Genomic DNA, 13,544 nt, shown 5'->3' with positions numbered 1-13,544 from the left:
ATTGCATTCCGTCTGGTACCGGTATACTAGCTCTTTTTTGATAACAGGCAGATGAAATTCGATGCGACTGGATAAATATCTGAGTCAGGCAACCGGTTTACCGCGCAGTCTAATTAAGCGACAGATCAAATGTAAGAACGTCGAGGTAAACGGCCAGATCTGTCAGGATCACGGCTACAAAGTTGTCAGCGATGATGAGGTGCTACTGGAGGGGCAGAAAGTTTCGCCGCCAGGCCCGAAATATCTGATGCTGTATAAACCGGAAGGCACCGTATGTGCCACCGAAGATGCCGAACACCCTACGGTTATCGACCTGCTGGAGCTGGACAACATCCGTGATCTGCACCCCGCTGGTCGCTTAGATATTGATACCACCGGACTGGTGCTGATTACCAACGATGGTCAGTGGTCTCACCGGGTTACCTCGCCCAGACATCGCTGTGATAAGGTCTATCTGGTCACCACGGCAGACCCGATCACCGAGGACTACGTCGAAGCATTTGCCAATGGCATCCTGCTGCGCAATGAGGATAACCCCACCTTGCCAGCCACCCTGGAAGTGCTTTCAGAGACTCAGGCCCGGGTGACCCTGCACGAAGGCCGTTATCACCAGGTTAAACGGATGTTTGCTGCGCTGGGCAATAAAGTGATTGCCCTGCACCGCGAACAGATTGGCGCAATCGCTCTGGATGATGAGCTGGAACCGGGCGAATTTCGTTTTCTGACCGCAGCAGAGGCGAAATCCTTCTGATGACTGACACGGCATTTACACTGTTAAAACCTGAGCTGGACAGTGCCAGCGGCCTGGCTCTCTGGATAGCCGATGAAAATCTGTTGCATCAGACCAGTCGGGTCAATTCCGCCATCACGGTGATTACCAACCGCTATGATCTCTGCCAGCAGCTGAACAGTGCTGGCTGGACCAGCCAGTTCTCTGACTTTGATTTCACCCCCTATGCTGATCATACCGTGGATAAAATTATTTACCGGGTTTCAAAAGAGAAGCCGGTGGTACACCATGTGATCAATCAGGCTATCCGAATTCTCAAACCCGGCGGAACCCTGTGCATCGCAGGACTGAAAAACGAGGGTATTAAGACCTATCTGGACAAAGCCAAGAAACTGTTTGGTGGACAGATGGAACAGTCCAAGTCAGACAAAAATACCTGGATGGGCACTCTTCACTCTCCCGGCGCCCCGGATACCGAGTTACTCGAAGATCAGGACTACGCCAGCCTTCGTCAAGTGGCAAATGATGAACGCTACAGCTATATCAGCAAACCGGGAGTGTATGGCTGGAACAAAATAGATAAGGGCAGTGCTTTTCTGATCAGCGAACTCGCTCGCTTTACCGAGCGACTGCCAGCCCCGCCGAAAACAGCGCTCGATCTGGGCTGCGGTTATGGCTATCTGACCATCAACTGCGCACAGCCAGGTTGCAGAATCACCGCTACCGACAACAACGCCGGTGCAGTACTCGCCTGCCAGGAAAATATTCGTCAACTGGGTATCGACGCCGAAGTCATCATCGCTGATTGTGCAGACAGTATCAGCGAACGATTCCCGCTGATCATCTGTAACCCGCCGTTTCATCAGGGTTTCAGTATTGAGGGGGATATGACTGATCGGTTTCTGGATGCCACTCGTCAACACCTGCAAAGCGATGGAATCGCCTGCTTTGTTGTCAATCTGCACATCCCACTGGAGCGAAAAGCACAAACACGGTTCTCGACCGTAGAAACCATCGCCGACAATGGTAGCTTTAAGCTGGTATTGCTGGCCCAACCGAAATAAGAGATGAGTTAAAAACACAGCATGATCGCCACCTATCTCAAACAAACCTGGTTTTTCTTCCGCGCCAATATGCAGCCAATAATGCGCATACAGCTGCCGTTTATCATTTTGATAACGCTGATCAGCATGAGCGCGATGCAATCGGTTGACCCGGAAAACCCGGAATTAAACAACTCAGTCCTGATGTTCTACCTGGCCAGTCTGATCTTCCTGCCGCTCTATACCGGCGCCACCATCGCCTATCTGGAATCAGTGGTCAATAACGCTCCCATCAGCACCACCGCAGCCCTGAAAATTGGTCTCAACCGCTGGGGATCTCTGTTTGTCACCAAACTACTGGGGGCATTTGGCATCGCCATGGGCCTGTTACTGTTTTTTATCCCCGGTATCTTTATACTGATCCGCTGGGGATTTGCTGAATACTTCAGCATTATCGAAAAAACCGGCCCTACCGAATCCCTGAAAAACAGCTGGCAGGACACATCAGACTATTTCTGGCCCCTGCTAAACGGCCTGGCATTGCTGTTTGCCCTTCTGCTGGGCGGCAACCTGCTCATCGGATTACTGCTATCGAAAGTCGGTATCGAGTCCATTATTATCCGAGCGCTATTTGATATCGTGTTCGGCTTTCTTAATTGCCTTTATACGATTTATGGATTCAGGCTGTACTGTGTTATGCGGGAAAACTCTGCTGAGCAGGGTTGAGGGGCGAGACCGCCGCTGCGCGGCTAGCCAGACGTGACTGCGTCACTTGCTAGTGGTTAGACGGGAAGCTTCGCTTCCCTTGCTAGAAAAAGCCTGCGAAAGAGACTGAATAGAAGGTCTTTCCCCCTTGGAGGTATAGTTATTAACCTAATAAAATCAGTCATTTACTTTGCTAACAAGGTAATTATTCATTAATTGTCGTCCTCACATCTACCTCTGCTGTTGGGGTTCGTACTTCACCCCAACCTACCTTACAACGCTCGTTATCACACGCCTAATAAAGAAGGCTTTTCCTAGCCTCCAGCTAGATGCGACTTCGTCACTTGCTAGTGGTTAGACGGGAAGCTTTGCTTCCCTTGCTAGAAAAAGCCTGCGAAAGAGACTGAATAGAAGGTCTTTCCCCTCCTTGGAAGGAACAGAAATTAACATAATAAAATCAGTTAGTTACTTTAATAACAAGGTAATTATTCCTTAATTTTCGTCGTCACATCTGCCTCTGCTGTTGGGGTTCGTACCTCACCCCAACCTACCCTACCCTACCCTACAACGCTCGTTATCGCACGCCTAATAAAGAAGGCTTTTCCTAGTCACTAGCAGGCGCGCAGCGCCGTTCTGGCAAGTGACGCAGTCACATCTAGCCACTGCTCTTTTCTCCCCAGATTCGCCCACACAAGCCTGTGTATAGCATTGAGGCAACTAGCGTAAGCCTCCATTGTTATATCTCCAGCCTGCGGGTAATAAATGGGCAGCACATATTTCTCAGCTAAAAAGTTGTTGCATTTTTACACGAACAAATCATAATGAGAATCATTCTTATTAATGAAAAGGAGGTTTATCATGGGATCACTCAGAATTGATGCCTGGCTGGAGCGTGAAGAGCCTATCATCAAATTACACAGCGGAATGTCTGATGCACTCATCGCAGAGTGGCGTGGCCATACGGTTACTGAGTTAATTGAACAGGGAATTGTGACCTGCAGCGAGCTGTTTTCAACTGATCGCAGGGTGCAGCAGCAGGCAGCCCACGAACTATTGCTCAACGCCTGCGCAAACTCACTCTGTAGCAAAAATGGCCCGCAGTGTTTCACCTGCATAACCGGTCGCCTGCTTCGGGCGCTGGCACACAGTGACAGCGAAGCAGAACAACCCTCCGTTGCAGGCCTGGAGTTATACCGATCAGCAAGCTGATCTTTTTCTGACATCGGCATGGGCAGGCGCAAAGCGATGAATAGCGACTGCTCTTTTATCCCCAGATTAGCCCCCACAAGCCTGTGCATAACGTTGGGAGAACTAACCTAAGCCCCATAACTACTAGGCTGCGGGGTACCGGGTAATAATTACTCAACGCAAAAAATTGAATATACAGGCGCTTAAAAAGCGCTTTTTCCAGCAAGGCGCGAAGCGCCGTCTGGCAAGTGACGCAGTCACGTCTAACTACTGCTTTTGAAAAGCCTGCGTCCCCCACAGCGGTACTGTCGACAAGCTGTGTTTAAAGCTACCGTTGGTCTCTTTGGTAGAGTAAGACAGATACATCAGTGTCTGCGATTCCGGGTCGAAGATACGCCGGACTTTCATGGTCTTGAAAAGCACACTTTTAGACTTGCGGAAAACAATTTCTCCATCCTTGGAGCGGTCGATGGCCGCGATCATCTCTGGCGTTATCGGCCCGGTCTGACGGCAGGCGATAGATGAATCACTGGGGTCGGAGAAATCCAGATCGGCTTCTATACTGGCGATATGGCAAGTCACACCGGTGACTACCGGGTCCACCAGCACATTGAGTTTAATATCTTTTGTGGTCAGCAAGCCGAGGGAGACATCACCTACCTCATCGCCACCACAGCCGCTCAGCAGCAAGATTAATAACATGGCCGTTACTCTTTTCATACTCTCAGTCCCTGGATAGATAAGCGTATATTCTAGCGTATTAGCGAAACAAAAAAGCCCTGCATCAGCAGGGCTTTTTTACCAGCGGGGTTAAGTCTTACTCGACAGACTCATCCTGCTCCAGATCACGCATGGTCAGTTTGATACGACCACGTGGATCAACTTCCATCACCTTAACTTTAACTACATCGTCCATCTTGATATAGTCGGTGACTTTCTCAATGCGCTTGTTAGCGATCTGAGAGATGTGAACCAGACCATCTTTACCCGGCAGGATGTTGACGAATGCGCCGAACTCTTCCAGACGTACAACCTTACCTTCGTAGATCTTGCCGACTTCAGCTTCTGCAGTGATCTCGCGAACCTTATCAACAGCCGCTTTCGCGGCAGCTTTATCAGCTGCGTAGATACGGACAGTACCGTTATCTTCGATATCGATAGTGGCACCGGTCTCTTCGGTCAGTGCTCGGATGGTTGCACCACCCTTACCAATAACGTCACGGATCTTCTCTGGGTTGATCTCCAGCAGGGTCATCGCTGGCGCGTTGTCTGGCAGCTCTGGACGAGCATAGCCGATCACTTTAGCCATCTCTTTCAGAATGTGAGCACGGGCTTCATACGCCTGTTCCAGCGCGATATCCATGATCTCTTCGGTGATACCGGTGATCTTGATATCCATCTGCAGCGCAGTAACACCTGCTTCAGTACCGGCCACTTTAAAGTCCATGTCGCCCAGGTGATCTTCATCACCAAGGATATCGGTCAGAACAGCGAAACGATCGCCCTCTTTAACCAGACCCATCGCGATACCGGCAACGGGTGCTTTCAGAGGTACACCCGCATCCATCATCGACAGAGACGCGCCACAAACAGACGCCATAGAGCTTGAACCGTTGGATTCAGTGATCTCAGACACGATACGGATGGTGTATGGGAACTCTTCCTGGGTTGGCAGAACCGCAGCAACACTGCGACGCGCCAGACGGCCATGACCGATCTCACGACGACCGGTTGCACCCATACGACCCGCTTCACCAACAGAGTATGGAGGGAAGTTATAGTGCAGCATGAACGGATCACGACGCTCACCTTCGATCGCATCGATGATCTGAGAATCACGGGCAGTACCCAGTGTACAGGTAGCGATCGCCTGAGTTTCACCCCGGGTAAAGAGTGCAGAACCGTGAGTACCGCTCAGTACATCAATCTCTACATCGATACCACGGACAGTCTTGCTGTCACGACCATCGATACGTGGCTGACCATCAAGGATACGGCCACGAACGATCTCTTTCTCCAGTGATTTGAAGATACCGGATACTTCACCGGCAGAAGGCTGGCCTTCATCACCGCACAGTGTTTCGATCGCTTTATCACGGGCCGCATTCAGAGCGTTCTGACGCTCCATCTTGTCAGCTGTCAGGTAAGCGTTGTTGATATCTTCGCCTACCACACCACGAACCTGTTCAATCAGGGCTTCATTCTTCGCTTCAGGGGTGTATTCCCAACGCGGCTTACCGGCTTCAGCAACCAGTTCGTTAATCGCATTGATAGCAACCTGCATCTGTTGGTGACCGAATACAACCGCACCCAGCATCTCATCTTCAGATAGTTCCTGAGCTTCAGATTCAACCATCAGAACCGCATCAGACGTACCGGCAACCACCATGTCCAGCATAGAGCTTTCCAGCTCTTCAAATGTTGGGTTCAGAGTGTAGCCAGCTTCTTCAGTGTAACCCACACGGGCACCACCGATTGGGCCCTGGAAAGGGATTCCGGAAACCGCCAGAGCTGCAGAGGTACCGATCATCGCAGCGATATCAGGATCGTTAATCTTATCCGCAGACATAACTGTACAGATAACCTGTACTTCATTCATGTAACCCTTAGGGAACAGTGGGCGGATCGGACGGTCGATCAGACGGGAGGTCAGCGTCTCTTTCTCAGATGGGCGCGCTTCACGCTTAAAGAAACCACCTGGGATACGGCCTACGGCGTAGTACTTTTCCTGATAGTGAACAGACAGTGGGAAAAAGTCCTGACCTTCGCGGGCTGATTTAGCGCCAACAACGGTACACAGAACCTGTACACCAGCCATAGTAACCAATACAGCACCGCTCGCCTGACGGGCAACCCGGCCCGTTTCGAGGGTCACTTCATGCTTACCGTATTGGAATGTCTTAGTAATTGCTTGTGGCACGATACAATTCCTTATTTTTGCAAAACAAAAAAATGTCTGTGCTACGTCACACCGGCCTCTTTATAGCCAGTACTCTGCTGGGCTCTGAACAGAGCACACCAGAGTACAGGCTGGTTGGTGTTAAACGTTGAACAGACTCATTTACAGATCGCTGTTTCAGCCGATCTTAAAGCACCGGGGCCATCATAGATGGCCCCGGAACATTATCTTAGCGACGCAGGCCGAGACGCTTGATCAGATCAGCGTAACGAGTTACATCTTTCTTCTTCAGGTAGTCCAGCAGCTTACGACGCTGGTTTACCATGCGGATCAGACCGCGACGAGAATGGTGGTCATGGATGTGACCTTTAAAGTGAGACTGCAGACCAACGATATTGTGGGTCAGCAGAGCAACCTGTACTTCAGGTGAACCAGTGTCGCCTTCGCCACGAGCGTACTCAGCAACGATCTCAGCTTTCTTTTCAACAGATAATGCCATTTTAATAACTCCAACAATAATATGCACACCACAGCATCTGTGTGGTGGATTAATAGTCGCGTTGTACCGAGCATATTTTCAGTTCAACGTCAGATTACCGGTGTCGCCTGAGCCACACTGGCAAATTCAATTAACTTTCCTGAGTACTCATCAGCCGCCGGGGTAACAAAGTCCCCTTAGCATCGATCTCACCAATACCCAGAAAGTTTCCGCTGTCCCCATCAAGTAAACGTACCAGCGGCTGTGCCGGGTTGTTTCCATTCGAAGTATCCAGCACCACCGTCTGTCCAAAACAGAGGCTGCGAGTCTGCTGCCCGGTCAGAATAACCTCAGGGGTATCTGCTACCGGACTCCAGGGCGGCAATAATAACTCATCCAGACGCATTTGTATGCGTTCCGGAGAGGCCTCACTGCCCATTTCGTCCACCAGTTGCTCAAGATCAGCCAGCGGCATCATACTTTCAGCCTTATAGGGGCCGGAATCGAGGCGGCGAAGCATTTTAACATGCGCGCCGCAGCCTAGCATCTCGCCCATATCCTGAACAATAGAACGGATATAGGTACCTTTACTACAACGTATATCCAGATCCACTTCATCACCGCGAAAATCCAGCAGTTCAATGCTGAAAACCGTCACCTGACGACTCTTGACCTCAACCTGAATACCTTGTCGTGCCAGTTTATAGAGCGGCTGACCATTGTGCTTGAGCGCCGAGAACATCGATGGCACCTGCGTGATCTGGCCGGTAAACTCGCGCTGCAACAGCTCATCAATCTGCTCTGCGGTGAGATTTTCCGGCAGCGGACGCTCTTCGACCACCTCACCATCCGCATCACTGGTATCCGTTCGCTGACCCAGTTTAGCCGTGGTGACATAACGCTTGTCCGCATCCAGCAGGAACTGGGAAAATTTGGTCGCTTCGCCAAAACAAAGCGGCAGCATCCCGGTTGCCAGAGGATCCAGTGCGCCGGTATGGCCGGCCTTAGCAGCGCCATAGATCCGCTTTACTATTTGCAACGCCCGGTTTGACGACATTCCACCCGGTTTATCGAGCAGAAAAATACCGTTGACCGACCGGCCTTTTGCCCGTCTTGCCAAAGGTTACTCCCCGTCGTCCTGACCGTGTTTGCTGTCTTCCCGGGTTGCCCGAATAATCAGGTCATTAAGGCGACGGCCACGATCAACACTTTCATCAAAATGGAAGCGTAGTTGCGGCATCACCCGCAGTTTGATCTTGCTGGACAGCTGTCCACGCAGGAAACCGGCTGCATTATTCAGAACCTTGAGGGACTCTGTCACGGCAGTGGCTTCATCTTTACCACCCATCGCCATCACAGTGATGTAGATATCAGCATAACCAAGATCTTTAGCGATCTTAACGTAACTGATGGTCACCATCCCCAGGCGAGGGTCTTTAATTTCACGCTGGATCAACTGCGCCAGGTCCTTCTGGACCTGGTCAGATATCCGCTGTGTACGACTGAATTCTCTTGCCATAATTGTCTGTCAATACACTCTTACAACGTACGTGCGACTTCAATGGTGTCGAAGACTTCGATCTGGTCGCCGACTCTCACATCATTGTAGTTCTTAACGCCGATACCACACTCCATACCCTGACGCACTTCAGCTACGCTGTCCTTGAAGCGACGCAGAGACTCCAGCTCACCTTCATAGATCACTACGTTTTCACGCAGAACCCGGATACGCTTGTTACGATGAACAGAACCTTCGATCACCATACAGCCTGCCACCGCCCCAATCTTCGGTGCACGGAAGACATCACGAACCTCAGCGATACCAACGATCTGCTCCTTGAACTCAGGAGACAACAGGCCGGTCATTGCCAGCTTAACATCGTCGATGATGTCATAGATAACGCTGTAGTAACGCAACTCAATCTCTTCACGTTCCACAATAGCACGCGCCTGTGCATCCGCACGGACGTTAAAGCCGATCATGATGGCACTAGAGGCAACCGCCAGGTTAGCATCGGTTTCAGCAATACCGCCCACACCACCAGAGACAATATTCACCTTAACTTCGTCGGTGCTCAGATCCAGCAATGAGCTGGTCAGGGCTTCCAGTGAACCACGAACGTCTGCCTTGAGAATAATATTCAGCGTCTTAACATCACCAGCCTGCATATTTTCGAACAGGTTCTCCAGTTTCGCCTGCTGCTGACGCTGCAATTTAACTTCACGGTATTTACCCTGACGGAACAGAGCCACTTCACGGGCCTTCTTCTCATTAGAGACCACGGTGAACTCATCACCAGCACCCGGAGTACCATCCAGGCCGAGAATCTCAACCGGGATAGATGGGCCAGCTTCTTTAACCGGCTTACCATTCTCGTCCAGCATCGCCCGAACACGACCATACTGCAGACCTGCCAGAACGATATCGCCCTGTCTCAGAGTACCATTCTGCACCAGCAGAGTGGCAACCGGGCCACGTCCTTTATCGAGACGGGACTCAACCACAACACCCCGTCCAGGCGCTTCAGGGATCGCTTTCAGTTCAAGAATTTCAGCCTGCAGCAGTACGGCATCCAGCAGGGCATCGATACCCTCACCGGTTTTCGCTGATACGTTGACGAACTGAACATCACCGCCCCACTCTTCCGGCAGAACATCGCGCTGAGCCAGCTCATTCTTAACCCGCTCAGGGTCCGCATCCTCTTTATCGATCTTGTTGATCGCAATAACCAGTGGTACACCAGCTGCTTTAGCGTGATTCACCGCTTCTTCAGTCTGCGGCATTACACCATCGTCGGCTGCTACCACCAGGATGACGATATCGGTCAACTGCGCACCACGGGCACGCATCGCGGTAAACGCAGCGTGTCCCGGTGTATCCAGGAAACTCACCATACCGTGGCCCGTTTCAACATGATAAGCACCGATATGCTGGGTAATACCACCGGACTCACCAGCCGCCACCCGGGTTTCACGGATATAGTCAAGCAACGATGTTTTACCGTGGTCAACGTGACCCATAACGGTCACGACTGGCGCACGTTCAACCTGTTCACCGGCAATCTCTTCTGCAGCACCAGCGCTCTCGATCAGCTGATCTTCAACGGTGTTTTCCTGCATTGGAACAGCCGTATGACCCATCTCTTCAACCACCAGAGAAGCGGTATCCTGATCAATAACGGAGTTGATGGTCGCCATCGCCCCCATTTTGAACATAACTTTGATCAGGTCAGCCGCTTTAACTGACATCTTCTTCGCCAGTTCAGCCACTGTAATTGACTCTGGAATTCCAACTTCATGAATCACCGGAGCGGTTGGGCGCTCGAACGCCTGCACGTTAGAACTGGTCATGCCTCGTTGTGCGGGCTTTCCGCCGCGGCGATTGCCAGCACCTTCACGACCGCCCGGCTTACGGGACAGACGCTTACCATCACCACTACCTTTACGGCCAGCAGCGGGTTTATCCTGACTCCGGAAGTTCTTTTCCCGGGCAGGCTTATTACGATCCTGCTTCGCATCATTCCCGGCCATGCTGACATCAGCGACTGTCGGCGCAGAAGGCGCTTTCTGTGCTGCAGCTTTTGGCGCAACGGGTTTAGACATTGCGGGCTTCGCAACAGCCGGCTTCGCTTCAGACGGTTTGGCAACCGCCGCAGCTTCACGCTGAGCTTTCGCCTTTGCATCAGCCTCAGCCTTCAGACGCGCTTCTTCACGCTGTTTTTCCTGAGCAGCCTGTAGCTCTGCATCACGACGCGCCTGCTCATCCAGCTCGGCCTGCAGATTCTGAACTTTAGCTTCCGCTACCGGCGTTTCTTCAACATCCGCACGCTTAATATAGGTGCGTTTTTTGCGCACCTCGACATTAATCGTTTTCTTACCCGCTGCACCGGACACTTTAATCTGACTGGTGGTTTTACGCTTCAAGGTAATTTTCTTAGGCTCGCTATCGGATTTCTCACCGTGGCTGCGCTTAAGGTGGTTCAGCAGCTTCTGACGCTCATCTTCGGTAACCGAAGCGGCTTCATTTTTGCCTGCAATACCTGCTTCTTTCATCTGCGTAAGCAAACGATCAACGGGAACGCCAACTACTTCGGCAAGTTGTTTTACTGTGACTTCTGCCATCTGGGTTTATCTCCTCCGTTGACTTATTCTTCGTCCGCAAACCATGGGGCGCGCGCAGTCATAATCAGCGCTGCAGCCTTTTCTTTATCCAGCTCTGCAATCTCAAGCAGGTCTTCAACCGCTTGTTCAGCCAGATCTTCCATGGTCACGATACCTTTACTGGCCAGAACAAAGGCCAGGTGACGCTCCATACCTTCCATCTCCAGCAGATCCTGAGCAGGCTCGGCATTTTCCAATGCCTCCTCACTTGCAAGTGCCAGATTCAGCAGAGCATCTTTTGCGCGGGTGCGCAGTTCATCAACAATATCTTCATCGAAACCATCGATTTCGAGCATCTCATCTGCAGGTACATAAGCCACCTCTTCCAGCGAGGTAAAGCCTTCATCTACAAGAATCTCAGCAATATCATCATCAACATCCAGGTGCTTAATAAACAGCTCCAGGATAGAACCGGTTTCAGACTGCTGCTTCTCTGCAGCTTCTTCTTCGGTCATTACGTTCAGTTTCCAGCCGGTCAGCTCTGAAGCCAGACGGACGTTCTGTCCGCTACGGCCTATCGCCATCGGCAAGTTTTCAGCAGCAACGGCAACGTCCATTGAACGGGAATCTTCATCCACAACAATGGAGGCAACTTCCGCTGGTGACATCGCATTAATCACCAGCTGGGCTGGATTATCATCCCAGAGAACAATATCGACACGTTCGCCGCTCAGTTCATTAGACACCGCCTGCACCCGTGCACCACGCATCCCCACACAGGCCCCAACCGGATCAATACGGCCATCATTGGTCTTCACAGCGATTTTCGCACGAGAACCCGGATCACGGGATGCCGCACGAATCTCAATCACCTCTTCAGAGATCTCAGGCACTTCGATGCGGAACAACTCGATCAGCATCTCAGGGCAGCTACGGCTCATCGCCAGCTGAGGACCACGACCTTCGGTGCGAATCTCATTCAGAACCGCCCGAACCCGGTCACCCATACGATAGGTTTCCCGTGGCAACAACTGATCACGCGGCAGCACCGCTTCTGCGTTGTTACCCAGATCAACGATAATGTTGTCCCGTGTCACTTTCTTTACAGTACCGGAGATCAGCTCACCCAGACGGCTGCTGTACTGTGCAACCACTTTAGCGCGTTCAGCTTCACGTACTTTCTGCACAATAACCTGCTTAGCGGTCTGCGCAGCGATACGACCAAATTTAACCGACTCAATCTCTTCCTCGTGGATATCACCCGGCTGCAGACTTGCATCGATCTCTTCCGCTTCCTGCATAGTCAGCTCAGTACCCAGCATGGGTACGCCTTCGTTGCTGACTACGGCCCAGCGACGGAAGGTGGTGTAATCACCCGTAGCTCGATCAATTACTACGCGGACATCCGCCTCTTCGTCGTAGCGTTTCTTAGTCGCTGTTGCCAGCGCCAGTTCAATCGCTTCGAAGATTACCTCTTTAGAAACATCTTTCTCGTTAGATACTGCTTCTGCAACCAGTAGAATTTCTTTATTCATACAACTGCCCCAACCTCAAAATTCAATTCTTCACTCTCAGAACTGAGGAACTATGTTTGCTTTATCAATATGGTCAATCGGTAACAGGTATTCTTCCTGATCGACAACCAGCACAATATCTTCATCTTCAATGCCCTTGAGGACGCCTTTAAACCTGCGACGACCCTCAAATGGCATGCGCAGCTTAACCTGCACCACATGTCCGACAAACGCCTGGTACTGTTCCAGCGTAAACAGCGGGCGATCCATTCCGGGGGAGGACACCTCTAATGTATATTCACCGCTAATTGGATCTTCCACATCGAGAATACCGCTCACCTGGCGACTCACACTGGCACAGTCCTCTACACCGATACCCTCTTCTGCATCGATATAGATCCGTAGCATGCTGTGACGCCCCTGGGATATCATTTCAACACCCCATAACTGATAACCGAGAGCCACCACAGATGGCTCAATCAGTTCCTGTAACACACTCAACTTTGCTGACACGCAAAAACCTCTAAACGCACTTTCTTAGGCAAACAAAAAATGGGTCAAAGACCCATTCAACATACGACCCGATGGGCCGCAAGTACGAAAAAGCCCCTAAAAAGGGGCCAATCAACGTACTGCTTGATCGACAATTTCAGTTTTGTACCGAATCACCAGCACACTGAAATTGGTAGCGGGAATCAGCATCAGCTGCCACTCTCCCTAAAGAAAACAGCACTAAGACGATGCTAAATCGGATTATCCCTCAAGAGTCCGTTATACGAATCTCTTATTTCTGAAAAACATTGTGAAAATGGTAGCGGGGGCCAGATTTGAACTGACGACCTTCGGGTTATGAGCCCGACGAGCTACCAGGCTGCTCCACCCCGCA

General features: G+C 51.2%; 12 protein-coding genes and 1 tRNA gene. 4 read left to right on the top strand and 9 right to left on the bottom strand.

Features of this window, described 5'->3' with window-relative positions:
• Nucleotides 1-61 precede the first annotated feature (61 nt).
• From rsuA to ACQY8X_RS14700, 4 genes are all read left to right on the top strand, one after another.
• Complete coding sequence (gene rsuA / locus ACQY8X_RS14715; RefSeq protein ID WP_428035896.1) at nt 62-751, top strand: 16S rRNA pseudouridine(516) synthase RsuA; 690 nt, start codon at nt 62-64, stop codon at nt 749-751.
• Nucleotides 751-1,794, top strand: a complete 1,044-nt coding sequence (locus ACQY8X_RS14710; protein ID WP_428035895.1) for a methyltransferase — start codon at nt 751-753, stop codon at nt 1,792-1,794. Before rsuA ends, ACQY8X_RS14710 begins: the two co-directional genes overlap by 1 nt.
• A gap of 81 nt (nt 1,795-1,875) precedes the next feature.
• Entirely contained in the window at nt 1,876-2,499 is a 624-nt protein-coding gene (locus ACQY8X_RS14705; protein WP_428035894.1) for a YciC family protein, read from the top strand.
• An 837-nt stretch (nt 2,500-3,336) separates the two neighbouring features.
• Nucleotides 3,337-3,687 (top strand): hypothetical protein, encoded by a 351-nt coding sequence (locus tag ACQY8X_RS14700; protein ID WP_428035893.1) that lies wholly within the window; start codon nt 3,337-3,339, stop codon nt 3,685-3,687.
• A gap of 246 nt (nt 3,688-3,933) precedes the next feature.
• Here ACQY8X_RS14700 and ACQY8X_RS14695 read toward each other — a convergent pair whose 3' ends face one another.
• From ACQY8X_RS14695 to ACQY8X_RS14655, 9 genes are all read right to left on the bottom strand, one after another.
• Nucleotides 3,934-4,386, bottom strand: a complete 453-nt coding sequence (locus tag ACQY8X_RS14695) for a CreA family protein (RefSeq protein WP_428035892.1) — start codon at nt 4,384-4,386, stop codon at nt 3,934-3,936.
• A gap of 97 nt (nt 4,387-4,483) precedes the next feature.
• Complete coding sequence (gene pnp / locus ACQY8X_RS14690) at nt 4,484-6,586, bottom strand: polyribonucleotide nucleotidyltransferase (protein ID WP_428035891.1); 2,103 nt, start codon at nt 6,584-6,586, stop codon at nt 4,484-4,486.
• A gap of 208 nt (nt 6,587-6,794) precedes the next feature.
• Nucleotides 6,795-7,064, bottom strand: coding sequence for a 30S ribosomal protein S15 (gene rpsO / locus ACQY8X_RS14685; RefSeq protein WP_091361726.1), 270 nt, complete (start codon nt 7,062-7,064; stop codon nt 6,795-6,797).
• Between the two features lie 130 nt (nt 7,065-7,194).
• Entirely contained in the window at nt 7,195-8,163 is a 969-nt protein-coding gene (gene truB, locus ACQY8X_RS14680; RefSeq protein ID WP_428035890.1) for a tRNA pseudouridine(55) synthase TruB, read from the bottom strand.
• 3 nt (nt 8,164-8,166) lie between these two features.
• A complete protein-coding gene (rbfA, locus tag ACQY8X_RS14675) occupies nt 8,167-8,562 on the bottom strand; it encodes a 30S ribosome-binding factor RbfA (RefSeq protein ID WP_428035889.1) in 396 nt (131 codons plus the stop codon).
• Nucleotides 8,563-8,582: 20 nt separating this feature from the next.
• Entirely contained in the window at nt 8,583-11,165 is a 2,583-nt protein-coding gene (gene infB / locus ACQY8X_RS14670; RefSeq protein WP_428035888.1) for a translation initiation factor IF-2, read from the bottom strand.
• Between the two features lie 23 nt (nt 11,166-11,188).
• The gene (gene nusA / locus ACQY8X_RS14665) at nt 11,189-12,679 is read right to left on the bottom strand and encodes a transcription termination factor NusA (RefSeq protein WP_428035887.1); all 1,491 of its coding nucleotides are present in this window, start codon (nt 12,677-12,679) and stop codon (nt 11,189-11,191) included.
• A 36-nt stretch (nt 12,680-12,715) separates the two neighbouring features.
• Nucleotides 12,716-13,171 carry a ribosome maturation factor RimP gene (gene rimP, locus ACQY8X_RS14660; protein ID WP_428035886.1) on the bottom strand — a complete coding sequence of 152 codons (456 nt, stop codon included), beginning with the start codon at nt 13,169-13,171 and terminating at the stop codon, nt 12,716-12,718.
• A gap of 296 nt (nt 13,172-13,467) precedes the next feature.
• Nucleotides 13,468-13,544 (bottom strand) — tRNA-Met (locus ACQY8X_RS14655).

Origin of the sequence: Amphritea sp., assembly GCF_050300915.1 — a bacterium.
Classification (GTDB): domain Bacteria; phylum Pseudomonadota; class Gammaproteobacteria; order Pseudomonadales; family Balneatricaceae; genus Amphritea.
The sequence above is the reverse complement of the archived record's forward strand: the minus strand, read 5'-3'. Positions and strand labels throughout refer to the sequence as shown.